The sequence below is a fragment of the Oceanobacillus longus genome (assembly GCF_042650085.1).
GTDB classification, from domain to species: domain Bacteria; phylum Bacillota; class Bacilli; order Bacillales; family Amphibacillaceae; genus Oceanobacillus; species Oceanobacillus longus.
The window spans coordinates 853,856-879,774 of the sequence record NZ_JBHSAO010000001.1; the positions used below are offsets into that span (position 1 = coordinate 853,856).

At 37.1% G+C, this 25,919-nt stretch carries 24 protein-coding genes; 1 reads left to right on the forward strand and 23 read right to left on the reverse strand.

The window, feature by feature from the left end:
* Positions 1-46: 46 nt before the first annotated feature.
* On the reverse strand, positions 47-685 hold the full coding sequence (locus tag ACFOUV_RS04435) for a YneB family resolvase-like protein (protein WP_379495545.1): 639 nt from the start codon (positions 683-685) through the stop codon (positions 47-49).
* 281 nt (positions 686-966) lie between these two features.
* Here ACFOUV_RS04435 and lexA point away from each other — a divergent pair, with 281 nt between their 5' ends.
* Positions 967-1,590, forward strand: a complete 624-nt coding sequence (gene lexA, locus ACFOUV_RS04440) for a transcriptional repressor LexA (protein ID WP_379495546.1) — start codon at positions 967-969, stop codon at positions 1,588-1,590.
* Positions 1,591-1,904: 314 nt separating this feature from the next.
* Here the strand turns inward: lexA and glnA are convergent, their stop codons facing one another.
* From glnA to ACFOUV_RS04550, 22 genes are all read right to left on the reverse strand, one after another.
* Positions 1,905-3,242: a type I glutamate--ammonia ligase gene (gene glnA, locus ACFOUV_RS04445; protein WP_379495547.1), complete on the reverse strand. Its 1,338-nt coding sequence runs from the start codon at positions 3,240-3,242 to the stop codon at positions 1,905-1,907.
* A gap of 90 nt (positions 3,243-3,332) precedes the next feature.
* On the reverse strand, positions 3,333-3,698 hold the full coding sequence (locus tag ACFOUV_RS04450) for a MerR family transcriptional regulator (RefSeq protein WP_379495758.1): 366 nt from the start codon (positions 3,696-3,698) through the stop codon (positions 3,333-3,335).
* A 137-nt stretch (positions 3,699-3,835) separates the two neighbouring features.
* On the reverse strand, positions 3,836-5,086 hold the full coding sequence (locus ACFOUV_RS04455; RefSeq protein WP_379495548.1) for a methionine gamma-lyase family protein: 1,251 nt from the start codon (positions 5,084-5,086) through the stop codon (positions 3,836-3,838).
* Positions 5,087-5,092: 6 nt separating this feature from the next.
* Positions 5,093-6,331 carry a GTPase HflX gene (gene hflX / locus ACFOUV_RS04460; RefSeq protein WP_379495549.1) on the reverse strand — a complete coding sequence of 413 codons (1,239 nt, stop codon included), beginning with the start codon at positions 6,329-6,331 and terminating at the stop codon, positions 5,093-5,095.
* 92 nt (positions 6,332-6,423) lie between these two features.
* Positions 6,424-7,350 carry a stage V sporulation protein K gene (gene spoVK / locus ACFOUV_RS04465; RefSeq protein ID WP_379495550.1) on the reverse strand — a complete coding sequence of 309 codons (927 nt, stop codon included), beginning with the start codon at positions 7,348-7,350 and terminating at the stop codon, positions 6,424-6,426.
* A 654-nt stretch (positions 7,351-8,004) separates the two neighbouring features.
* A complete protein-coding gene (gene hfq, locus ACFOUV_RS04470) occupies positions 8,005-8,229 on the reverse strand; it encodes an RNA chaperone Hfq (RefSeq protein WP_379495551.1) in 225 nt (74 codons plus the stop codon).
* Positions 8,230-8,273: 44 nt separating this feature from the next.
* Entirely contained in the window at positions 8,274-9,203 is a 930-nt protein-coding gene (miaA, locus tag ACFOUV_RS04475) for a tRNA (adenosine(37)-N6)-dimethylallyltransferase MiaA (protein WP_379495552.1), read from the reverse strand.
* 22 nt (positions 9,204-9,225) lie between these two features.
* Entirely contained in the window at positions 9,226-9,675 is a 450-nt protein-coding gene (locus ACFOUV_RS04480) for a Dps family protein (protein WP_379495759.1), read from the reverse strand.
* A 102-nt stretch (positions 9,676-9,777) separates the two neighbouring features.
* A complete protein-coding gene (gene mutL / locus ACFOUV_RS04485) occupies positions 9,778-11,646 on the reverse strand; it encodes a DNA mismatch repair endonuclease MutL (RefSeq protein WP_379495553.1) in 1,869 nt (622 codons plus the stop codon).
* A 23-nt stretch (positions 11,647-11,669) separates the two neighbouring features.
* Positions 11,670-14,246 (reverse strand): DNA mismatch repair protein MutS, encoded by a 2,577-nt coding sequence (gene mutS, locus ACFOUV_RS04490; RefSeq protein WP_379495554.1) that lies wholly within the window; start codon positions 14,244-14,246, stop codon positions 11,670-11,672.
* 130 nt (positions 14,247-14,376) lie between these two features.
* Positions 14,377-14,943: an outer spore coat protein CotE gene (locus tag ACFOUV_RS04495; RefSeq protein WP_379495555.1), complete on the reverse strand. Its 567-nt coding sequence runs from the start codon at positions 14,941-14,943 to the stop codon at positions 14,377-14,379.
* Positions 14,944-15,114: 171 nt separating this feature from the next.
* Positions 15,115-15,537 carry a RicAFT regulatory complex protein RicA family protein gene (locus ACFOUV_RS04500; protein WP_379495556.1) on the reverse strand — a complete coding sequence of 141 codons (423 nt, stop codon included), beginning with the start codon at positions 15,535-15,537 and terminating at the stop codon, positions 15,115-15,117.
* Position 15,538: 1 nt separating this feature from the next.
* Complete coding sequence (gene miaB / locus ACFOUV_RS04505) at positions 15,539-17,095, reverse strand: tRNA (N6-isopentenyl adenosine(37)-C2)-methylthiotransferase MiaB (RefSeq protein ID WP_379495557.1); 1,557 nt, start codon at positions 17,093-17,095, stop codon at positions 15,539-15,541.
* A gap of 211 nt (positions 17,096-17,306) precedes the next feature.
* Complete coding sequence (locus ACFOUV_RS04510; protein WP_010649201.1) at positions 17,307-17,567, reverse strand: stage V sporulation protein S; 261 nt, start codon at positions 17,565-17,567, stop codon at positions 17,307-17,309.
* 104 nt (positions 17,568-17,671) lie between these two features.
* On the reverse strand, positions 17,672-18,469 hold the full coding sequence (locus ACFOUV_RS04515; protein ID WP_379495558.1) for a TIGR00282 family metallophosphoesterase: 798 nt from the start codon (positions 18,467-18,469) through the stop codon (positions 17,672-17,674).
* Between the two features lie 154 nt (positions 18,470-18,623).
* On the reverse strand, positions 18,624-20,186 hold the full coding sequence (gene rny / locus ACFOUV_RS04520; protein WP_379495559.1) for a ribonuclease Y: 1,563 nt from the start codon (positions 20,184-20,186) through the stop codon (positions 18,624-18,626).
* A 240-nt stretch (positions 20,187-20,426) separates the two neighbouring features.
* Entirely contained in the window at positions 20,427-21,536 is a 1,110-nt protein-coding gene (gene recA, locus ACFOUV_RS04525) for a recombinase RecA (protein ID WP_379495560.1), read from the reverse strand.
* 173 nt (positions 21,537-21,709) lie between these two features.
* On the reverse strand, positions 21,710-22,957 hold the full coding sequence (locus ACFOUV_RS04530; RefSeq protein ID WP_379495561.1) for a competence/damage-inducible protein A: 1,248 nt from the start codon (positions 22,955-22,957) through the stop codon (positions 21,710-21,712).
* A complete protein-coding gene (gene pgsA, locus ACFOUV_RS04535; RefSeq protein ID WP_379495562.1) occupies positions 22,957-23,535 on the reverse strand; it encodes a CDP-diacylglycerol--glycerol-3-phosphate 3-phosphatidyltransferase in 579 nt (192 codons plus the stop codon). The genes ACFOUV_RS04530 and pgsA overlap by 1 nt, the downstream gene beginning before the upstream one ends.
* Before the next feature lie 91 nt (positions 23,536-23,626).
* On the reverse strand, positions 23,627-24,562 hold the full coding sequence (locus ACFOUV_RS04540) for a helix-turn-helix domain-containing protein (RefSeq protein WP_379495563.1): 936 nt from the start codon (positions 24,560-24,562) through the stop codon (positions 23,627-23,629).
* A 17-nt stretch (positions 24,563-24,579) separates the two neighbouring features.
* A complete protein-coding gene (locus ACFOUV_RS04545) occupies positions 24,580-25,371 on the reverse strand; it encodes a DUF3388 domain-containing protein (RefSeq protein ID WP_379495564.1) in 792 nt (263 codons plus the stop codon).
* A gap of 228 nt (positions 25,372-25,599) precedes the next feature.
* A complete protein-coding gene (locus tag ACFOUV_RS04550; protein WP_379495565.1) occupies positions 25,600-25,845 on the reverse strand; it encodes a DUF3243 domain-containing protein in 246 nt (81 codons plus the stop codon).
* Between the last annotated feature and the right edge of the window lie 74 nt (positions 25,846-25,919).

The following is a 25,919-nucleotide window of genomic DNA, read 5'->3' on the forward strand; positions in this document are numbered from 1 at the left end:
TTTGTATATTCCTGCCTTTCCATCGTACTCTACCAAGATTGGATATTCAAGTATTTTGAGATTCCCTATATCTCCTATGTACTGTTGCTTTAGAGACATTATAGCCTAAACCGTTTAGCGCTTTGGTTATTTCATCAAAGGTAAGTTTATTTTCGCGTAGACGTATAACCTCTTCAATTGGAAAAGAAATACGTTCCTTCCCCGGAGCCTTATTGTTATTGGAAAGGTTACGTCTCGGATCATATCCTTCACTTACTGCTTTTTTCATACCTCTTTTTATTTTCATATTATGAATTTTACGTTGATATTCTTCGACAATGCCTACAATCTGAAGCACCATTGAATCCGACTCTGTCAATTCCAGTTCACCATCATGAATTGCCGTATATATAGAGATATTTAACTTTTGAAGTTGATGAAATAGAGCGATTTTCGTATTCCCTCTGCCGAGTCTTGTTTCATCCTGAATCAATAAGCAATCAGCTTTCTTTTCAGAAAAATAATCCAACATTTTAAATATACCTTCCCGCTCGATTTCGTATCCACTAACCTGTTCTTCAATAGAGTCGATCACAGTAAAATTATATTTATCGGCAAGACGGAGCAATTCCTGTTTTTGCCGCGTCAATGATGTTTCCTGTGTTTTCTTGTCTGTACTGACACGACAGTATATTACTGCATTCAATCCAATGCCCCTCTTTCATTAAAATTTATCCACTAATAATCATGGAAAAGTATAGGAAACCCAATGATAATGCAAAAGCAACTAAATAGAAAGCATCCGTTTTTGAAATTTTTTCAAACATGTTATAGTCCCCCTTAAATTTTTTAGAACTATTGTTCGCCTATTTAAAGTATACTACCGAACATATGTCCTGTCAATGGATTTTAGAACGAATGTTTGCTTATACAATAATAAAATGGTAAACTATCATTAATAAATCCTATGTGAGAGGTGAGCACTAGATGACAAAACTTTCAAAAAGACAGCAAATGATTCTTGATTTTATAAAAAGTGAAGTTAAACAAAAAGGTTATCCACCTTCCGTTCGTGAAATAGCAGTAGCTGTTGGTCTTGCTTCAAGTTCGACCGTACATGGTCACCTAGAAAGAATAGAAAGCAAAGGTTTCATTCGAAGAGATCCTACCAAACCGAGAGCAATAGAAATTATCGACCTAAACGAAGAGAATCAGATCCCTAAAAACGAAGCACGCTATGCTCCTGTAATCGGTAAGGTAACTGCAGGGCTTCCTATTACAGCAGTTGAAAACATCGAGGAATTTATTCCACTTCCTAGTTCCACTGCCAGTCCTGATGACAATTTATTTGTACTAGTAATTGATGGTGAAAGTATGATAGAAGCTGGCATACTTGATGGCGATATGGTAATCGTAAAACAGCAAAACACAGCTGATAACAGTGATATTGTAGTTGCTATGACAGAAGATGATGAGGCTACGGTGAAGCGTTTTTTCAAAGAGAAAGGCCATATACGTTTGCAGCCTGAAAACGCTACGATGGACCCTTTATTCTATCCTAATGTAACTATCTTAGGTAAAGTAATCGGGTTATACAGAAATATCCATTAACAAAAAGAGAGGCTTCACCAGATGTTGGTAAAACCTCTCTTTTTGTTTTGTATAAAAGCAATGCAGACTTCGAATTTCCAGTGTATGAATACTAAAATTTATTCTGAATCTATTATTTCAGTATATTTATGAACATTTTTAATTTCTGTATTCTTTATGATATGTCACAATATTTCAGAAACTTTTAGTATTGTGAATTTATGATATTGGTATATGTATAACCCAAACATAATTGTTGCCATGAAATCATTCGATTGTGACCTTTTTCAGAAAAAAATACCGCCCAGTTTGACATGGACGATATTTTAAATTTATTAGTAGTTCGTCAAATACTGCTCACGTTCCCACGGGTGTACAGTAGTTCTAAACATATCCCACTCAATCTCTTTCGCTTCGATAAAGTGTTCAAACAAATGTTCTCCTAGGGCATTGACAAGAACTTCATCTTTTTGGAATTCTTCTAAAGCATTCATAAGTGTAGCTGGGAGATCTTTAATTCCATTAGCTTCACGTTCTGCTTTGTTCATTACATAAATGTTACGATCAATCGCTTCTGGTGCTTCTAATTTTTTTTCAACACCATCAAGTCCAGCAGCCAATAAGACAGCTAAGGCCATGTATGGATTTGCAGAAGGATCTACACTTCGAACTTCAATACGGGTACTTAATCCTCTTGAGCTAGGCACACGAACCAATGGGCTACGGTTTGAACCGGACCAAGCAACATAACAAGGTGCTTCATAACCAGGTACAAGACGTTTATAAGAATTTACAGTTGGATTTGTAACAGCAGTAAAGTTTGTTGCATGATCCAATATACCTGCCAAGAAATTATATGCGGTCTGACTTAATTGCATATCTCCATTTTTAGAGAAAAATTCATTCTTTCCATCTTTGAATAAAGACATATTTACATGCATTCCAGAACCATTTACACCAAATAACGGTTTCGGCATAAACGTAGCATGCAAGTTATGCTTTCTTGCAATTGTTTTTACAACTAATTTAAATGTTTGAATATCATCCGCATGTTTAACAGCATCCGAATATTTAAAGTCAATTTCATGTTGACCAGGAGCAACTTCATGGTGAGATGCTTCAATTTCAAAGCCCATTTCTTCAAGCTCTAATACAATATCTCTACGGCAGTTTTCCCCTAAATCAGTAGGTGCTAAATCGAAATAACCACCATGATCATTAAGCTCTAGTGTTGGGTCACCTTTTTCATCCAGTTTGAATAAGAAAAATTCCGGCTCTGTACCAATATTGAAAGCATCAAATCCTAGCTCTTCCATTTTTTTCAGGTTGCGCTTCAGGTTATACCTTGGGCAGCCTTCAAACGGAGTACCATCAGGATTATAAATATCACAAATGAATCGTGCTACTTTACCTTTTTCTGACGTCCATGGGAATACGACGAAAGTATCCAAGTCAGGGTATAATTGCATATCCGATTCTTCGATGCGAACAAATCCTTCGATGGAAGAACCATCAAACATCATCTTATTGTCCAACGCTTTATCCAATTGACTTAATGGAATTTCCACGTTTTTTATATTTCCCAACATATCTGTAAATTGTAAACGAATAAACCTTACATTTTCCTCTTTAATTTGTTGAATGATTGCATCTCTCGTAAATTTCTCTCCCATTCAGTTTCCTCCTAGAATTTTTTTAAGTATATAATCAGAAAAACTCAGCTCATTTAAGTATGTATGAGGCTTTATTTTTCTAATACTTTATCAATTGTTTACAAAAAACCTAGATAACTCACCCTGCCTCAAGCTTGTTCTTCCTAATCTTCCAGCTTCCTTTAGTTCATTCTGTAAAACTGTTCTAAGTTCTTTGTCAGATAAGTCGGAGTTTTTCTCTTTGCTTTTCTCTACTTTTACTTCTTCAGAAAGCAAGAGTTTAATACCAGCCATGTTAAGGCCTTTATCCAACAAATTCTTAATTTCCAACAGCTTGTCAACATCATTAAATGAAAACAAACGTTGATTTCCAGATGTTCGTTCTGGTTTGATTAGTTTGTTTTCTTCATAATATCTAATCTGTCTTGCTGTGAGTTCAGTCAATTTCATGACTGTACCGATTGAGAACAAGGGCATCGAACGACGATCTTTATCATTCAAAAGATAACCCCCTATCTGTTTATAAAACAAGTATAAAGTATGTGAGTTTATATGTCAAATGCATGTAAGTGTTGCTGACATCTAAACTATTGTGATTTTCACACTTTATTATTTTACCCTTTTAATGATGGTATAAAACCTTTATCTATTAATGATTTTACTGATTGCAATAATGCTATCTTTATATGCGCATAAGTAAGCCCACCTTGTACAAAGGCAGTGTAAGGTTCTCTGATTGGACCATCCGCTGAAAGTTCTATACTCGCACCCTGTATAAACGTTCCTGCAGCCATGATTACTTTGTCTTCGTACCCAGGCATTTCACTTGGATACGGCGTAACATACGAGTTGATGGGTGAGTTCTTTTGTATCGCCTGACAAAAAGCAATCATTTGCTCTGGTTCACCAAAGGTTACCGATTGAATTAAATCTGTCCGTTGTTCCGTATAACCCGGGGACGTGCGGAATCCAGCCAACTCAAGAAATCTCGCTGTTAACACTGCACCCTTCAAAGCTTCTCCGACTATATGAGGGGCCAGGAAGAATCCTTGATACATCTCTTGAAGCATATTTAAAGTAGCACCCGTTTCCTTACCGAGCCCAGGAGCAGTTAATCTATTCGCACATTGTTCTATTAATGTATGGTGACCGACAATATATCCTCCAGCTCGTACAATTCCACCACCTGGATTTTTGATTAAGGAACCAGCCATGATATCGGCACCAACATCTAGTGGTTCTTGTTCCTCAACAAACTCACCATAGCAATTATCAACGAAAATGATGATATCTTTGTTTATCTCTTTAACAAAGCGTACCATTTCTCCTATTTCTTCCACTGTAAATGATGGTCTATAATCATATCCTTTTGAACGCTGAATTCCAATAACTTTGGTTTTCGTACTAATTGCATCCTTAACTCCTGCATAATTGACACTACCATCATCATCTAGCATTACTTCATTGTACAGAATTTCAAAGTCACGCAAAGAACCCGCATTACTGCCACGCTTTCCGATTACCTCTTCCAACGTATCATATGGTTTTCCTGTTATGTAAAGCAGTTCGTCTCCTGGGCGCAACAGACCAAACAGTACCGTTGTTATGGCATGCGTACCTGATACAATTTGTGGTCTAACAAGTGCATCCTCTCCCCCAAAAACAGCCGCATACACTGCTTCCAAAGCTTCTCTCCCTAAGTCATCATAACCATAGCCGCTCGTAGAATGAAAATGGCTGTCACTAATTCTATTTTTAATAAATGCATCAAGCACGCGTTTCTGATTTGTTTCTACGATGGAATTAATTTTTCTATGCTGTTCATTGCAATCTGTTTCAGCCTGATTTATCAATGTTTCAATCATGTACAATTATTGCTCCTTTAGTAAACTATTCAATGAATGTTCTTTTTTAATAAAACCACTTATTACGTAATGATTAGCTTTTTCATCAAAAGCTTTATCTTTTATAATTGTTTCTGTTATTAGTTTATTGATTAATTTCCCGTTATCAGGCTCAAGCACGATATGATAACTTTCCCATTCTTCTATCAAAATTTCTTCAATCTTGTGTAATACTGCTTTAATATCCGTCTCGTCATAAGCACTCATCATTATGTACGGATGGTTCATCGGAATAAAGTCCTCTTGTATTAAATCCTTTTTATTGTATAACGTTAACATAGGCAAATTTTGCGCTTGCAATTCATCGAGCAAATCGTTAACCGTATCCTGTTGTTGTGCCTGATCTGGATGTGAACCATCCACCACATGCAAAAGAAAATCGGATGCTGTCACTTCCTCCAATGTAGAACGAAAGGATGCAATTAATGACGTCGGCAGTTCCTGTAAAAAGCCCACGGTATCCGTTATGAGCACATCGAAACCAGAAGGCAGGCTTAGTTTTCTTGTTAAGGGATCCAAAGTCGCAAATAAAAGGTCTTCCTCCAATGATTCACTTTGTGTTAATCGATTAAATAACGTTGATTTACCGGCATTCGTATATCCTACAATAGCTATTTGAAATACATCGTTATTTTTTCTTTGTTTCCGGTATTGATCCCTTTGCTTCACAACCAATTTCAATCTCCGTTTTACATCAAAAATCCGACGGCTAATATGGCGTCTATCTGATTCTAACTTTGTTTCACCTGGACCTCTAGTACCGATTCCACCTCCAAGTCTTGACATTGCTACACCCTGCCCGTGAAGCCTTGGAAGCATGTATTCCAACTGTGCAAGTTCAACTTGCAGCTTTCCTTCTTTCGTTCTGGCTCGCATGGCAAAAATGTCCAATATGAGCTGACTTCTATCTATGATTCTTACACCTATTTGGTCCGTCAAATTTCTCATCTGACTAGCAGAAAGTTCATCATTCGAAATGACAAGATCAATTTCATCTTCATCAATCATTTCTTTTATTTCAACGATTTTACCTTCACCAATATAGGTAGCAGGATGGATCCGATTTCTTTTTTGAGTCACGACCTTTTCCACCGTACCTCCTGCTGTTTTACCAAGTGAAATCAATTCATCCAACGAAGATTGAAATCGGTCTTCGGTTTGTTGATTGCGTTTTACAGCAATGATAAGTATTTTCTCCTGAGACATGAACAGACCTCTTTCTTTACATGTGTTGCTCGTAATTTACAGTTATTTTATCCTCATCATATCAAAAAATCCTTTTGAAAAAAATAAATTTACTAACTGTAGCCTCGATCAAGCTGCAAATCGTTACCTGTTAGTAATATTAGATCTTTGGACGTATAGCTATTTTGTTTCAGTAACCTTACAGCATGCAAACGTATTCCACGCTCAATAACATTTCTTACATATCTTGCATTGGAAAAGTTCCTCGATTTCTCCTGCAACTTTTTATATAGGTGATTTCTGAGTTCCCATTCGGCTTCCTTCGATAAATTATATTCACGCTCTTCAGCCATTCTATTCGCAATTTCCATCAGCTGCCCGACTTCATAATCATCAAAATCCAATATGAATGGAAACCGAGACTCCAAGCCGGGATTAAACGTAAGAAAACGATCCATTTCATATGGATATCCAGCAAGAATAAGGACAAAATCTTGATGTTCATCCTCCATATGTTTTACAAGCGTGTCGATTGCTTCTTTCCCAAAATCCTTTTCTCCCCCACGCGCCAGAGAGTAGGCTTCATCAATAAATAGTACGCCACCCATTGCTTTTTGGATAACAGCCCGCGTTTTCTGAGCAGTCTGGCCGATATATTCTCCGACTAAGTCTGCTCTTTCTGCTTCAATAAAATGCCCTTTCGAAAGTATATTCATATCTCGATATATGTTAGCAATCTTCCGCGCGACGGTTGTTTTTCCAGTGCCGGGATTTCCTTTAAAAAGCATATGCAGTACTTGTTTCGAATCCTTTAATCCCATTTCTTTTCTTTTTTCATTAATTAAAATGGACGCATAGATTTCCTTAATCGAGTTTTTCAGGTTTTTCATCCCTACAAATGATGAGAATTCATGCTCTATATGCTTAAATGGACTATTTTCAATGGTCTCCACCTTGCCTGTTCGCTGAAATTCGCTTTTATCCCGATCTTGTAAAATAATATTGATTTTTCCATTTTTGTAGCCTTGCACCTGTGCCATTTAATCACCCCTTACTCTCCCACAGTATACGCAAATGCCCATAAGAAGGTGACAATAGCCTATTATTTTATGTAATAGCTGTTTTCTAAAAGATTATGGTTTTGCCACGAAAATCTATAAACTACGAAGTAACTGCCATTTGCAATAGACCTTTAGCTAATAATGGAAGCAAGTTTCTTCGGCAACCGCTCGGGGAAATACACTGCGCTTTTCGCGGGCGGCTGGTGAGCCAACTTGCGCTAAAGCGCTGCGTTGTCTCACCTATGCCTCTGCTCCCGCAGAAGTCTCCGTGTATTTCCCCGAGCTAGTTAGAAGATTGCTGCCATATCCTTGCAATAGCTATTGATGATGGAAAAAATTTTGGTGTTGTTTAAAAAATGTTGGCTGATTTGAAAGTAAGTTATTGTTATAGAGCAGAGTTCTTTTTTGAAGAAACTCCATAACAGCAGCCCGTATACACGTAGACTCCAGCCGCCCTAGGATGCGCGAAGTGTATACGGGCTGCGGTCGCCTGAGAGCCTATTTTCCATTATAAGCGTTGTACATAAATAGAAGTTAGTTCGCATTTTATCTCTACTGTATATAAAGCAACAACCATTTAGAAAAAATCCTATATAATTTAAAAACGGACACTATTAGCGTCCGTTTATGTAGCTATTCTTTATCAAGTGTCACGTTTTTAACTGGAGCAAAGGTGGAAATAGCATGTTTAAAGATTAGTTGTTGTTTCCCGTCTGTTTCCAGTAAAACCGTAAAATTATCAAACGCTTTAACCATACCCCTTAATTGAAAACCATTTGTCAAAAATACAGTAACCGAAATATGATTTTTTCTTAATTGATTTAGGTACTGATCCTGAATATTAACTGTTTGAGCCATGGAAGTTCCTCCTCTTTTCTATCTGTATTAAACTAATTCTACCATTATTTCAAAATTCCTGCTAATTCGTCTAAAATAATTGCAAATTTTTCATCAATCAAAGCAGGAGACATATTATACCAGGTTATATCCATTTTATTTCGAAACCAAGTAAGCTGCCTTTTTGCATATCTTCTGGAATTACGCTTTAATAAATCAATCGTTTCTTCAAGGCTTTGTTCTTCTTTGAAGTACGGAATAAACTCCTTATAACCAATCGCCTTCATTGACTGACAGTTTTCATATCCTTTTTCATATAAACCTCTAACTTCATCCAAGAGACCTTCGTTTACCATGAGATCCACTCGTTCATTTATCCGACGATAGAGTAGTTCTCTTTCCATATCAAGGCCAAGTAATATCGGCTCATAAGGCGATTCCATTGTCTGGGATTCTTGATATGCTGTCATCGTCATTCCGGTTGATTCATAGATTTCTAACGCTCTGATTACGCGTCTGTGATTGTTAGGATGAATCTTCTCAGCCTGAACAGGGTCTATTTCTACCAATCGGTTATACAGTGGCATAATCCCTTCTGACACAATTGTCTTTTCCATCTTTTTTGTAATGGCATCATCCCTTTTTATTTCGGAAAAATTATAGTTATACAATGCAGCCTGGATATATAGACCGCTCCCTCCAACAATGATCGGTAATTTATCACGCGATGTAATATCATTTATGTATTTTTGCACATTCTCTTTAAAATCAGCAACAGAGAATTCTTCCTCAGGTTCTCTAATATCAAGCATATGATGTGCTATACCTAGCATTTCAGAACGTTTTACTTTTGCGGTGCCGATATCCAGTCCCTTATACACTTGCATGGAATCACCACTGATAATTTCACCATTGAATCGTTTTGCAAGCTCAATGCTCAGTTTTGTTTTCCCTACAGCGGTAGGCCCCATTATGGCAATTACATTTTTTTTCATAGTATTCCCCTAGATTATGTTATTATTCATAAGCAGAATATGCTTTTAGCATCCAGATATCCTTCTCTAGTTTACTCTGTAGATTTGTTAGCATATCTACAGTTGGTTCATCATTTACTTTCTCTGCCAGCGGCTTACCCGATTGATTAATTTCAGTAATCATTTGGGAAAAATCCTGTATCATTTGATCAATCATTTCCATTTCCTTATCATCAGCAGTCGCTTCTTCCAATGTCGACTCCTTCAAAAATTTACTCATCGTTGCAAGTGGTTTGCCATTAATCATTAAAATTCTTTCCGCTATCTCATCCAATTCTACCGCAAAACGACTATACATTTCTTCAAATTTTTTGTGAAGGACAAAGAAATGCTTACCTTGTACATACCAATGATAGCGATGTAGTTTAACATACATAACAACGTAATTTGAAAGCAATTGGTTCAAAAAATTTATTAGTTTCTGGTTCTCCAATTTCCACACCTCGAATTTTAAATGCTGAATGCTTATTGCCATTATTTTAGACATCAGCTTTTAACCTTATCTTCGTCGGCATATGGAAATTTTATACATCTCTTACATAATCCGTTTGAACATTTTTTCCAATTCATACGTGGAGAAATGTACAATAATCGGTCTGCCATGTGGACAAGTAAATGGGTCGGTCGTTTTACGTAAATCCTCCAGTAATCGGAACATTTCATCCTGATTCAAATAGTGATTTGCTTTAATCGAACGTTTACACGACATCAAGATTGCTGCTTCTTCGCGAATGGATTCTACATTTACCTTTTCTTCATTTATAATCTGATCAACCATTTCCCGGATTACTTCTTCTTCAAATCCGGTTGGAAACCAATTAGGATGGGAACGTATAACATATGTTTGATTACCAAATTCTTCAAAAAATAACCCGACCTTTTCAAAATCTTCTTTGTACTGATCAATAAAAATCGCTTCTTGTTTGGAAAACTCAAATGTCATTGGTAACAGGAGTTCTTGTGATTCATTAAATGGCCGACCAAGTTTTTCCTTAAAAAACTCATACTTTATGCGTTCCTGTGCAGCATGCTGATCGATCATATAAAGTCCATTTTCATTTTGAGCCATTATATAAGTACCTTGCAATTGTCCAATCGGGTAAAGCGTTGGCACACGGGATTGATCCGTATTATTTGTAAAAGAATCTGTTTTTGTCTGGCTTTTATTATTTGCAGACACAGTATCATAATCCTTATTTGAAGGGAACACATTGTTGGTTACTTCAGATTCCTTCGTAGGAAAGCTACTATGTTTCTCCTCTATAATCGGCGGAGTGGATTCATAAATTACCTCTTGATCCTGTTTCTGTTTCAATAAAGATTCTTCAGATGATTGCTTCTGCACTTCTTTATCAAAGTTCATCGTATCTTGGAAAGACTTTTTCTTTACGTTCGGCTTTTGTTCCATTTCTGGTATGAGCGTCATTTTTCGGAACTTACTTTTAATTGTTTGTTCAATCGCTTGATACAGTTCTCTATCTTTACTGAAACGTACCTCAAGCTTGGCGGGATGAACGTTTACATCGACTAGTATTGGATCCATTTCAATTACCAGGACTACAATAGGCGAACGTCCAATTGGCAATAATGTATGATAGGCACGAATAATCGCTTGTGATAAAGCAACATTTCTAATATAACGGCCATTAATAATCGTGGATACATAAGCTCTTGAAGCCCTTGTAACCTCAGGCTTGGCAATATAGCCTTCAATAGAAAAGTCTAGTGTATTATGTTTGATTGGAAGCATCTTTTTCGCTACATTCATCCCGTATATTTGAGAAATAACCTGAAGCAGATCACCCGTTCCAGATGTTTTAAATAGCCCTTTTCCATTATGTGTAGCTTCAAATCGTATTTCAGGATGCGAAAGTGCTAACCTATTCAATAGGTCCGTGACATGCCCTAATTCCGTGTGCAGGCTTTTCATATATTTAAGTCTGGCAGGTGTATTGAAGAAGAGATCTTTAACAATAATCTCCGAACCTTGCCGTGCGTCACTTTTTTTCTCCTCAAGTACTTTCCCACCTTCTAGGGATAAAAACGTGCCAGCTTTATCACCCTGGGACGTCTTAATCTGTAATCTGCTAACAGATGCAATACTCGCTAAAGCTTCTCCACGAAATCCCAATGTTTTTACATGAAATAGGTCTGTTTCATTTCTGATTTTACTAGTTGCATGTCTCAAGAAAGCTTTGTTTGTATCTTCCACAGACATTCCATCGCCGTTATCCGTTATCCTGATTTCCTGCAAACCGGCTTCTATAATATCAACTTTAATCCATGTACTGTTTGCATCAATACTGTTTTCCACTAGTTCCTTTACAACAGAGGCAGGCCGTTCAACTACTTCCCCTGCTGCTATTTTATTCGCCAGTGCTTCTGACATTTGAATAATACTCATGCAAACAATCCTTTCGTTTATAACTATTGCTTCATCTCTTTTTGAAGTCGATATAACTCGTTCATTGCCTCCATGGGCGTCATTTCAAACAAATTCATCTCCTTCAAATCGTTAATCACTTTATCGCTATTAGCTGGTTGCTTTTCCTTTTTTACTTTTTTATTTTCATCCACAAAGAAAGACAGTTGACCTGAATCCATTTTTTCGGTAATTGGCTTAGGCTTGTCCTCCGCTTCCAATTGCTGCAAGATTGCCGTTGCTCTCTCGATCAAGGGATCTGGAAGTTTCGCAAGCTTAGCAACGTGAATCCCGTAGCTTTGATCTGCTGCTCCATCTTTAATCTGGTGTAAAAAGACAACATTTCCTTCATGTTCTTCTGCGCGTACATGGATATTTTTTAAATTGGATAAAGAATCTTCAAGTGTAGTTAATTCATGATAGTGAGTTGAAAACAACGTCTTGGCATGAATGTTATTATGAATATGCTCGACAATCGCTTGTGCCAGTGCCATTCCATCGTACGTACTTGTACCCCGTCCTATTTCATCCAATAAAATAAGACTCCGATCGGTCGCATTTGCGATGGCGTGATTTGCTTCCAACATTTCTACCATAAAGGTACTTTGACCAGACACAAGATCATCAGCCGCACCTATACGGGTAAAGATTTGGTCAAATATGATTAAATCTGCATCATCACACGGTACAAAGCATCCTATCTGACCCATAATCGCGGTTAATGCCAGTTGCCTCATATAGGTGCTCTTACCTGACATATTTGGTCCGGTAATCAGTAATATATTTTTGCTCTCATCAAGAGATATATCGTTAGGAACAAACGAACCGTCCTTCATAACTTGTTCGATAACCGGATGTCGCCCATTTTTTATATTCAGTTTGCTTTCTACAAATTGTGGACGCTTATAATTATTTGCTTCACTAACAGTGGCAAATCCCTGCAAGACATCAATTTTACTTACCACATCAGCCAGATGCTGTAGCTCAGGTATATGATTCTTTATCTTTTCCCTTATTTCTATAAAGAGCCTATATTCCAAGTCAATGCTTTTTTCTTCCGCCTCGAGAATAAGCTCTTCCTTTTCTTTTAATTCAGGAGTTATATAGCGTTCTGCATTGGTTAATGTCTGCTTGCGTTCATATCTTCCTTCAGGCAATAGATGCAGGTTTGCTTTTGTTACCTCAATATAGTAACCAAAGACTCGATTGTATCCTATTTTTAAAGATTTAATATTTGTTTCCTGTTTTTCCTTTTTCTCTAGCTCAGCGATCCATTTTTTCCCGTTCTTGGTTGCATATCTGTATGTATCCAATTGCTCATTGTAACCATCTTTAATGATAGATCCTTCTTTTATCGATATTGGAGGGTCATCTACAAGACTCCCATCAAGTAAGTTTACAATATGATCTGGTGAAATCAGATCGTCTGCTAAACTGTTAATTTCTTTCCTATTGAATTGATACAAGGTATTTTTCAGTTCAGGTATGGTCTGTAATGATCGTTTTAATTGAATTAAATCCCTTGCATTCACATTTCCAAATGCAATTCGACCGGCTAACCGCTCAAGATCATAAACCGATTTTAAAATGTCACGCAGGGAGTCCCGCTCCATGAAGCCACGATAAAATCCATCCACGATTTCCAGACGTTCTTCGATCTGATTCTCATTTAGCAATGGTCTCTCGAGCCATTTTTTCAGCATTCGGGAGCCCATCGCGGTCGCTGTTTTATCAAGGACCCATAGTAAGCTTCCATGCTTACCCTTTTTAATAATTGTTTCTGTCAATTCCAGATTTCGTTTGGAGTACATATCCAGTGATAAATATTGCTTAAGCTTGATCACTTTTGCTTTCTGAAGATGATCAAGTGCGCGCTTCTGTGTATGCTGAATATAATTCAAAAGTCTGCTGAATGCTTTCATTAATCGCTCATCATTCAGATTCTCAGTAAGGCTTCGATATTCCGCATTAAAAGTGACTTCATCCTGATAAGATAACGTAATATTTAACCGGTCCTGTAATTGTAACTGCATGTCATCCGGCAAATTGGAAGAAATGACGATTTCTTTTATCGGTTGATTGTATAGTTCATGGATAACAGCATCCCATCCATGTGATATAAGTGCAATATGGTTTTCTCCGGTTGATAAGTCATTGTAGACAATGACATAAGAACCGTCATTAAAATGGGATAGACTGGCAATATAGTTATTCTCGCCCTCTTTTAACATATTGGTTTCCATTACCGTCCCTGGAGTAATCAGTTGAACAACTTCCCGTTTAACTACGCCCTTTGCAGTCTTTGGATCCTCTACCTGTTCACAAATTGCTACTTTATAACCTTTCTCAATTAATGTTCTAATATAATTCTCAGCTGAGTGATAAGGTACACCACACATAGGGATGGGATCTCCTTTTCCACCGGCTCGTTTCGTTAAAGTTATCTCCAGTTCTCTTGATGCGTTAATTGCATCATCATAGAACATTTCATAAAAATCACCTAATCGGTAAAATAGAAATGCATCCTTATATTCTGCTTTTATTTTTATGTACTGTTCCATCATTGGTGTAAGCTTAGCCATCTTTTTTCCCCCAACTACCCGTAAATATTCTTCTGCAATTATAGCATAAAATAAGGGAAATAGCAGATAGTTACGGTTCGCTGCTATCTCCCTAAAAAGAAAAACGAGAGTATATACCCTCGTTAATTATCTAATCTTTTTTGTGAATAAAATCTGGTTTCACACCTTTTACTTCTTCATCTGTTACTTCGTAGTCCCATGCTCCTTCATCGTCATCCTCATCTTTTTCCCAATTTGGATTAACTCTAACGAATACTTTCGTGTCACCGATAATCTGAACAATAAACTCCCGTTCAATTTCAACTGAAACTTTACTTCCGCTGCTTGCGATATTACATTCCAGACAGTTTGGCTGCTGAATAACTTTTGCAATCACATCATACTCGTCATTGATGGAGTTATCATCTTTTACAGACAATGGAATAATATCCGTGTACGTCACTCTTTCTGTAACCACCTCCGTCTTCGTGTTGTCATTATAGGAATACCAGATGTTTATATCATAGCTACCATTAATCTCGACAGTATCTTCGGATTTTTTCTTAGCATTATATAAATGATTGATCACCCAGCAACCTAAAATGCTTGACGGCCTATGTGACGGAGAGATGGAATGGGACTCCTTTGAAAACTTGCGCCCTTTGCCACAGACAGCTTTTGTAATGATTTCTCTATATTCTTTATCAAGAAAAGTCATGATTACTTTTACCTCCTCTTTTTTCATTGTCATTTTATGCAAGACAAATACCTAAAGTGCATAGCATTTTATGAAAAGCAAGAAGAGGGACGTTTATAACGGTCTTAAATCATTTTTTATCGATAAAAATAAAAATCCGGGCAGCTTATTCTGCCCGGTTAAACAATAGTGTCAACATCCAGATTTATTTTTCGCCTTGGAACCAGTTTCACCGGCTAATAAGTCCCCATCAGTTGATTCAATTACCTGGTTTGTTACTTCACGTGCAATTGTCTTTGAAACTAACTGCAGTACATCATTTACGACGATTTGCGTTTCTTTGAATTCTTGTACGATTGGAATATCATCTATTTCCGCTTGAACACGATCAATTTCTTCCTCCACATTTTTCAAAGCCTCTTTTTTCTCATAAGCTTGGAAATTAACTGCTTGTTTTTGCAATGTTTTAATTTTCTGGATAAGTTTTTGAACTTTTTTACTTTCATTTATTTTTGCTTCTACTTGTTTGAATCGATCAATCTCTTCCGTACTTGCTAGCATATTTGCTAATTTTTTTGCTTCATCCATTACTTCTTGGCGCGTATATTCTGCCATTTTAATTCACCTCAACTGTACTTTCCACCATCACACCATTTAATGACCATGTTTTGGTTTCTGTTATTTTCACTTCTACGATTTTACCAATGGACGATTTAGGTCCTTTGAAATTTACGAGCTTGTTTTTATCCGTATATCCGGCAAGTACTTCCGGATCTTTTTTACTTTCTCCTTCAACAAGTACATTGACAGTTTTGTCTTTGTACATTTTCATGGATTGTGCAGATTGCTTATTAACTAGATCATTTAAGCGATATAAACGTTGTTTTTTCACATCATCTGGGATATCATCTTTCTTACGTGCTGCAGGTGTCCCCTCACGTGGTGAATAGATATACGTATACGCAGCTTCAAAGCTAACTTCTTCCATTAGTGTCATCGTTTCCTCGAACTGTTCTTCTGTCTCGTTCGGAAATCCAACTATAATATCTGTTGTTAATGTAACATTCGGCATTGCTTTTCTTATCTTTTGAACCAATTCCAAATATTCTTCTCTTGTGTATTTCCTGTTCATCTTTTTAAGAATCTCACTGCTACCGGATTGTACTGGCAAATGGATATGGTCGAGTAAGTTACCGCCCTGCGCTAGAACTTCAATTAGACGATCATCAAAATCCCTTGGATGGGAAGTCGTAAAACGAACACGAGGAATGTCAATCTTATGAATATCATTCATTAAATCTCCTAGTCCATATGTAAGATCCTCAAAATCTTTTCCGTATGCATTTACATTCTGGCCTAGCAAAGTAACTTCCTGATAGCCGCTGGCAACTAAATGACGAACTTCCTGGATGATATCCTCTGGACGACGGCTTCGCTCTTTACCGCGGGTCATTGGCACGATACAGTACGTACAGAATTTATCGCAACCATACATTATGTTTACCCAAGCCTTGATCTTTCCTTTACGCACTTTAGGAAGATTTTCGATTACATCGCCCTCTTTGGACCAAACCTCTACAATCATTTCCTTACCAAACATTGCTTCCTTCACTAACTGTGGCAAACGATGTATATTATGTGTACCGAAAATGAGATCGATGTGTTGATGTTTTTTCAGAATACGACCGACAACAGACTCTTCCTGAGACATACACCCACAAACACCGATAATAAGGTCTGGCTTTTCCAATTTAAGGGGCTTTAAGTGACCGATTTCTCCAAACACTTTATTTTCAGCGTTTTCACGGATTGCACATGTATTCAATAATATGATATCTGCATCATCCGTAGTTGTCGTTGATTCATATCCCATTTCAGTTAGAATTCCAGCCATTACTTCCGTATCATGTTCATTCATTTGGCAACCATAAGTACGAATCAGAAATTTTTTACCCTTTCCAATCGTTGCCACATCTTCTGGAATGGAGAAATCATAATGAAACTGAACATCTTCTTTTCGGCGCTTCCTTGCTTGTTTTATATCAGGTGATTGCTGCTCATAGCTGGTTTGGAAATATTTAGCAATCATATCATCACTTGTCGTCTTTTTTATACGATCAAAATTATCAACTTGATTGATTTGCGCTTGCTGTTTTCGTTGTTCTTCGTTCATACGATACGAATCCCCTTTCAATATAAAAACTAATTATAGAGGATGCTCAAAAAATTGGTCCAATCTATCCTCTTTTTCAAACATGCAATTATATGTATAGGTGTACAATAGAATAGTATAATGCTTCTATTCAAATTTAACAATACTTGTACTCCTAGCGCAAATAAAAAACCTCCCTATCACTTATAGGAAGGTTCCTTAAATTGTCATATTATCTAGGCTCAACGATTAATTTAATGGCTGTCCGTTCTTCATTATCAATTAAAATATCTGTGAATGCCGGAATGCAAATTAAATCCACCCCACTTGGTGCAACAAAGCCTCTTGCTATTGCTACTGCTTTAACAGACTGATTTAATGCTCCCGCACCAATCGCCTGGATCTCTGCTGTCCCACGCTCTCTTAAAACGTTAGCAAGTGCACCTGCTACTGAATTTGGATTTGATTTTGCTGAAACTTTTAATACGTCCATTACTAGTACCTCCTCATGCGCTATTGTAGTTATATTGCTACTATATTCTTGGAGATGTTAGCTTATTCCCTATTATGCAACAAAGATTCAAACAATTCAAATAATCAACCGAAGAATGGATGGTCATCATTGATTAAGATACGTTCTATTTTAGATGCTTTACCCGTATTGGCCTCAATGGTAACCATTATTCCATTTAATTGTGTTCTACCCTGTGTGGTAGTTTCGAAACGTACTGGTAACGAAGTGAGGAAACGTTTTATTACCGCATCACGGTCAACACCAAGTATCCCATCATACGGACCGGTCATTCCCACATCGGAAATATATGCAGTACCATTCAGTAATATTCGTTCATCCGCAGTCTGTGTATGCGTATGGGTACCAACAACAGCACTTACTCTGCCATCAAGATACCATCCCATTGCCTGCTTCTCACTAGTTGCTTCCCCGTGAAAATCAACAAATATAATGTTTGTTCTTTTTTTGGCTTCCTCTATTAATTGATCTGCTTTCTGAAATGGATCATCCATAGCTGGAAGAAATGTTCTTCCCTGGAGATTAATAACAGCTACTTCTGTTCCATTTATGTTTATGTATACAATTCCTTTTCCAGGGTTATTTTCTGGAAAATTTGCTGGACGAATCATATATTTAGCATCATCAATAAATTCAAAGATTTCCTTCTTATCCCAAGTATGGTTTCCCATCGTTATTACCTGGGCACCCCATTCAAGAAATTGCTTATATATTTTTTCAGTAATCCCTTTTCCCGCAGCAGCATTTTCTCCATTAATGATTGTCATATTAGGTCGATATTTTTCTTTTAGTTTCGGCAAATAATCCTGTACCATCTCTCGTCCCGGAGATCCAACTACATCACCTATAAAAAGTATTTTCATTGTCCTATCACCCTATCATTTAGTATAGTATCAGTTTTTCACATTGTATTTCGATTGTCAAAATTGTATTCGTATTGATGTTGGCCATTATAACTTAAATAAGAGGACTGCATAGAAATTAAAAAACAAAAGCGATCGAATGACCGCTTTTGTTTTATTTCGCATATTCAACTGCCCTTGTTTCCCTGATTACTGTTACTTTAATATGACCAGGATAATCGAGCTCTCCTTCAATCCGCTTCCGTATATCACGAGCAATACGAACAGAATCTATATCATCGATTTCATCAGGTCTTACCATAATTCGAATCTCTCTTCCAGCCTGAATGGCGAATGATTTTTCTACTCCTTCAAATGACTCGGAAATTTCTTCAAGTTTTTCCAATCGTTTGATGTAGTTTTCCAACGTCTCACTTCTAGCGCCTGGTCTGGCAGCAGATAAAGCATCAGCTGCAGCTACAAGCACTGAGATAATGGAAGTAGCTTCTTCATCCCCGTGGTGGGAAGCAATCGAATTAATAACAACATCATGCTCCTTGTACTTCATTGCGAGCTCTTTACCGATTTCAACGTGACTTCCTTCTACTTCATGATCGATTGCTTTTCCGATATCATGAAGTAATCCGGCTCTTCTTGCTAATGTTACGTCTTCGCCAAGTTCAGCAGCAAGCAATCCTGACAAGTAAGCAACCTCCGTTGAGTGCTTCAATACATTTTGGCCATAGCTTGTACGATATTTTAGACGACCGAGTATTTTTACTAAATCTGGATGTAGTCCGTGTACACCAACTTCAAAAGTTGTTTCTTCTCCAACTTCCCGTATATATTCATCAACCTCACGTCTGGCTTTATCCACCATCTCTTCAATTCTTGCTGGGTGAATTCGCCCGTCCTGTACCAGTTTTTCTAATGCCATACGGGCTACTTCCCGTCTTATTGGATCAAAACCGGAGAGAATTACAGCTTCCGGTGTATCATCGATGATTAAATCAATACCTGTTAATGTTTCTAATGTCCGTATATTACGTCCTTCTCGACCAATTATACGACCTTTCATTTCATCATTAGGCAAGTTAACAACAGATACAGTTGTTTCAGCAACATGATCTGCAGCACATCGTTGCAATGCTAGAGACAAGAGATTCTTCGCTTTCTTATCAGACTCTTCTTTTGCACGATTTTCAGCTTCTTTAATCATTACAGCAGATTCATGTTTAATTTCATTTTCGATTCGTTCTAAAATAATTTGTTTAGCCTGGTCAGATGTATATCCTGAAATGCGCTCAAGCTCCGTTTGCTGCTCTTCTTTCATAGCTTCCACTTTGCTTTTCATTTCTTCAATTTGTTGTTGTTTGTCTGTTAGCGTTTGTTCTTTCTTCTCTAACAGAGACTCACGTTTGTCTAATGTTTCACTTTTTCTGTCCAGATTTTCTTCTTTTTGCATCAGACGGTTTTCCTGTTTTTGAGCTTCCATGCGTCGCTCACGTAGTTCATCTTCTGTCTGTTGACGAAGCTTATGATTCTCATCTTTTGCTTCAAGAAGCGCTTCTTTTTTAGCAGCATCTGCATTTCTATGTGCTTCTTCCACAATTTGTTTTGCCAAGGTTTCCGCACTGGAAATTTTAGCTTCTGCAATAGATTTACGTATTAAATAACCAACAACAATACCGACGATCAGAGCAAGCAAAATGGAGATGATTAAGAGTATAATGTCCATAATTTCACCTCCCATTGCTATAAAATTGTAAAATTCATTATTGTCGGCATGTAACATTTCTGAATGCATAAAATACCAATTAATTTCATAATAAAAATTATAAAATTATACACCTTTAATATTAATTGCCAAAACCTGTAATGTCAAGGAAACGTCACAATTATTTATGTCTAATTTACCGTTGTAAAAAGACCTTTACCGATATTTCAACCGGTAAAGGTCCCTTAAGTTAAGAAACTATTAAACATCTAGACTGTTCTGAGTGTTTTTTCCCTTTTCTGTTGCTTTACTATTTTTAGGTGCTGTTTTATTAGCTTTTGTTTCTGCCTTTGCTTTTTCCGCTTCTGCTTTTTCTTTTTCTACACCATCCAGATCATAATGGGTTCGTATAGAACTATGAATCTCGTTCATAATAGCTTTGTTTTCATTTAGGAATATTTTTGAATTTTCACGGCCTTGTCCAAGTCTCTCACCTTTATAGGAGTACCATGCACCACTTTTTTCTACAATATCCAAGTCTGAAGCGATATCAAGTATTTCACCCTCTTTAGAAATTCCTACACCATACATGATATCCACTTCTGCTTGTTTAAATGGTGGCGCAACTTTGTTTTTAACAACTTTAATCCTTGCTCTATTCCCTACCATTTCATTGCCTTGTTTTAATGTTTCAGCACGGCGTACTTCAAGTCTTACGGAAGAGTAGAACTTAAGGGCACGTCCACCCGGGGTAGTCTCAGGGTTACCAAACATAACCCCAATTTTTTCACGGATTTGGTTGATGAAAATAGCAGTTGAGTGTGATTTGTTAATTGCTCCGGAAAGTTTTCTCAATGCCTGTGACATTAGACGTGCCTGCAAGCCCATATGAGAGTCTCCCATTTCGCCTTCAATTTCCGCTTTTGGTACCAATGCAGCAACTGAATCGACTACTAAAATATCTACTGCGCCACTTCGAACAAGCGCTTCTGCAATTTCCAATGCCTGCTCCCCTGTATCCGGCTGGGATAATAGTAATTCATCCGTATTTACACCAAGTGCTTTTGCATATGTCGGATCAAGTGCATGCTCCGCATCGATAAATGCTGCTTGCCCGCCTTTTTTCTGTGCTTCGGCAATTGCATGCAGTGCAACTGTTGTTTTACCTGAAGATTCAGGGCCATATATTTCAATAACTCTTCCACGTGGATAACCGCCTATACCCAATGCTACATCAAGCGCCAGTGATCCACTGGGAATCGTGTCGAGTTTTTGCATTGGTGTTTCACCGAGTTTCATAACTGAACCTTTACCGAATTGTTTCTCTATTTGTCTCAAAGCCATATCTAAAGCTTGTTTTCTATCACTCAAAGAAACTACCTCCTTAAATTATCTATCTATAGCATACATTGTTTCGAACTATTTAACAAGGAAAAAACGAATAGATGTTCTTATGTTTTCACCGTTGAAATTATCGAAAAATGAATAAATTAGTACGAACCATTTATGTAATAATTTATTTTCCACATATAGACTACCACATATTATGATTTTAAATAGTTATAAATTATTTCCAATCCTTTTAGTGATGCTCTTTTTCTGATCGAACTACGTGAACCTGTAAATAAGAACTCTTCCACCTTTTGATACCCATTCACATCACTGATCGAAATATATACTTTTCCTACAGGTTTTCCCTCAGTTGGCGTTGGACCGGCAATACCGGTAAAACTGATTCCAATGTCAGATCTAAGAAGCTTTCTCACGTTTTCAGACATTTCATGTGCACATTCCTCACTGACTGTACCTTTATTTTGAATGGTTTCTTCTGATACACCCAGTACTTCCTGCTTTATAGCTGCATCATAACAAACGATTCCACCAGGACAGACGAAAGAAGCACCATTTACTGATACAATTTTTTCAGTAAATAAACCACCTGTCAGACTCTCAGCAGCCGCAATTCTCTTGTTCTGCTTTTTAAGTAATTCTACTATTACCTGTTCAATAACGTCATTATCTTCACCAAAATAGAATTCTCCTACTCTTGCAAGAATTTGCATTTTGGTATGGTATAATAATTCATCAAGTTTTTCTTCTGATTTCTCCTTTGCCGTTAATCGAATCACTACCCCATCTTCTTGGGCAAGTGGCGCAATTGTTGGATTGCTCTGAGCCTGGATAAGATCTTTTAATTCATGTTCCAATGAAGATTCACCAATACCAATAAATTTCAACACGAGTGATTTAATTATTTGTTCCTTATCTGTTAATTGGTGAAGATAAGGGATAATTTCTTCCTTGGTAATTTGTTTCATCTCTCTAGGAACTCCCGGAAGAAAGAACCATGTCTTTTCAGCGAATTCCACTCTCATTCCCGGTGCCATTCCAACACTGTTTTTCAAAACGGTCGAACCTTTGAAAACTCTTGCTTGTTTACGATTATTAGGAGTCATTTTAACATTGTGATTTCGGAAAAATAACTCTATCTTTTCCATTGATGTTTTATCTTCTATCATTTCCATTCCACTGATCTGTTCAAAAGCTTCTCTTGTTAAGTCATCATCCGTGGGCCCAAGACCTCCTGTGACAATGATTATATCCGATCTTTTCTGAGCCATTTTAAAAGCTTCTTCCACACGCTCGAGATTATCTCCGACAACTGTATGATTGTATACATTGATTCCATATAAAGCCATCTGTTGTGATAACCATTGTGCATTCGTATTCGCAATTTGACCAAGTAATAATTCTGTTCCAACAGCTACAATTTCCCCTTTATATTGTCTCATTATTTGGAATCCCTCATTACATGCCAGTTTTTCACAAAGTAATCAACGCCAGATACTACCGTAAAGAATAATGCTATGTACAGCATCATTGTACCGAATGGAAAGTCAATAAAAGAAAAAGGAAAATTATGCAATAACAAAACAGCGATTGCAACCATTTGAGTTGCAGTTTTAAGTTTACCCATTTGACCGGCAGCAAGCACGATTCCTTCACCAGCCGCCACGAGACGCAGACCAGTTACAGCGAATTCCCTGCTAATAATAATGATTACAACCCATGCTGGTGCAAGTCCCATTTCAATCAGCAAAATGAGTGCCGCGGATACAAGTAGTTTATCTGCCAATGGATCCATAAACTTGCCTAGATTTGTTACTAGATTGTACTTTCTTGCATAGTATCCATCAACCCAATCCGTAGCTGCAGCAATAATAAAAATAATGGCTGCTACAAAATGAGCAACAGGTAACTGTGCTGATCCAATATCCCAGCTTCCCCATTCAAATGGTACAGACAAAAGAACAATAAAAACAGGAATCATAAAAATTCGTGATAAGGTAAGTTTATTTGGTAAATTCATTTTTTTATTTCCTCCTACGTATCGTTTTATTTTAAAATGAGATAAACCCTTCCAAAAAGGTAAAGGGAAGGGTTTATCATAAAAGGCTGTATTATTCAGCCTTATTAATATTTAAATACAATTTCTGATGCACTTTAGAAGTTTCAACTGGATATTCCAGTTCTACTCCATTAACCAAGATTTTAAGTGCCTGGACATTCCCGATATTAAGGTAGATGGTTTCCAAATCACTGGCATCAATTTCGAATGGAGAGTTATCCTCATTAAAATTAGCATTATAAAATACCTCATTGCTATTTTCGTCTCTGACTTCGAGCCAAGTATCATTCGTATTAACTGACTCCAATGTTATCGTTATTTCATCCCCAGCATTGTTTATTTCTAAAGTAGAAGTAGGTGTTGAACCGGTTCCTTCTTCAACTACAGCGATTTCTGCTTCAGATGATTCTTCTTCGGAATCACCTGAAGCATCATCTTCCTCCGTTGCAGCATCATCTGTTCCTTCTTCATTTGCATTATCATCTTCCGCTGCTTCATCCTGATTATCAGCCGGTGATCCTGAACCCGTATTATCAGGGTTCGTTATAATAACGTTATCCTGTGGTTCTTCAATAGGTGCTGCTCCGTCTTCTGCCATGTTCTCCCGTATAAACCACCAAGCAACAAAAACAATACCAATGATAAGTAAAACCACAATAATCGCTGGTATGAGAGAAGAAAAGCCAGACCCTTTTTCTGAATTATTTGACTTCCTCGTCCGTTGAATCCTTGTATACTGCACATTTTCTTCTTCTGTCGTGGGAATTTCTTCTTTATACTCCTCTACTAATTCACTTGCATCTAATCCAACTGCGTTTGCATATTCTTTTATAAATGCACGCGCATAAAATTTGCCTGGTAATATATGCAAATTTCCCTCTTCAATCGCTACTAAATATCTCTTTTGTATTTTTGTTGTTTCCTGAAGTGTGTCTAATGACAACCCACTCGCAAGACGTGCTTCTTTCAGCTTCGCCCCTACATCCATAGATAACACCTTCCATTTTAGAAATCAAACATAGAAAATCCACTTTGCCCACTAAGTTGCTGCATTTCTATTGATTCATATGTTATTTCTTGTTCTTCATCTGTTCTGAGTTCAATAATATAATCAAAATCATCCATACTATATTCTGTGGACTGTACAAAAATATCCGGATGCTCCACTACCTTTATGGAGGGGAGTTGCATAATTTCTCGAATCAATTGCCAATGCTGTTCATTCGCTTTTCTCTTAGATACGACACCATCAATGATATAAATATTATCTGGATTATATTCGCCTTCGATAAGCTGACTCCTTACGGTTTGCTTTATCATCGTACTCGAGACAAACAACCAACGTTTATTAGCACACACACTGGCGGCAACAACCGATTCTGTCTTACCAACTCTGGGCATGCCACGGATACCTATTAATTTATGTCCTTCTTGCTTATAAAGCTCTGCCATAAAGTCGACAAGGAGACCCAATTCATCACGAACAAAACGAATTGTTTTTCTATCGTCACTGTCTGTGTGTATATATTTCCCATGTCGGACAGCCATTCTATCCCTTAGCTTAGGCTTGCGTAATTTAAATAATTTAATCGTATCCATAGTTTGCAAAATTGATTTTAATCTTGTTATGTTCTCATCATATTTTGAAAGAAGCAGCATTCCCCTTCTGGAATTCTCTACTCCATTTATTGTGATTATATTAATTGAAAGCATACCTAATAAAGAAGAGATATCACCTAATAAACCAGGACGGTTCATTTGAATCTCATATTCAAGATACCATTCGGTTCTTTCCATAATAAGCTCCTTTATTTTACATACTAAATTCGCATTAAGCAATCAAAACCGATGCTTACTAATTATATATATCATAATCACTTTTTATGTTCTATTAGTAATATAACATTATTTTCAATTTTTCTAAACAAATTACCTTATGTTTCCATATAAATTCAATTTCTCATGAAAAAAAGCTGTATAGATTCGTCTATACAGCTTTTTTTCAATGTAATTAAATTGCTTTTACTAATTTTTTACAAGCTTTATCATAACGTTGGCTAGTGCCTGTTGTTCCTGTTCAGACGCTGCATTCCATAATTCTTTTAACACCGCTTCTTCACCAGTTTTTGCATTAACACTTTGAGCCAGATAGTCGCCTACCTCAGCAGCAACACTAGAAATTGTTTGTTGATCCATTCCTTGCTGCTGTGCCTGTTCAAGCCGATCTGCCAAGAAACCTTTCCACGATTCAAAATTATCAAGAACTGACATTTGGCATGCCTCCTCTATTCATTTTATCCTGTATAGTATTTGAGGTTATCCATTATTTATACAGATAAAATGAG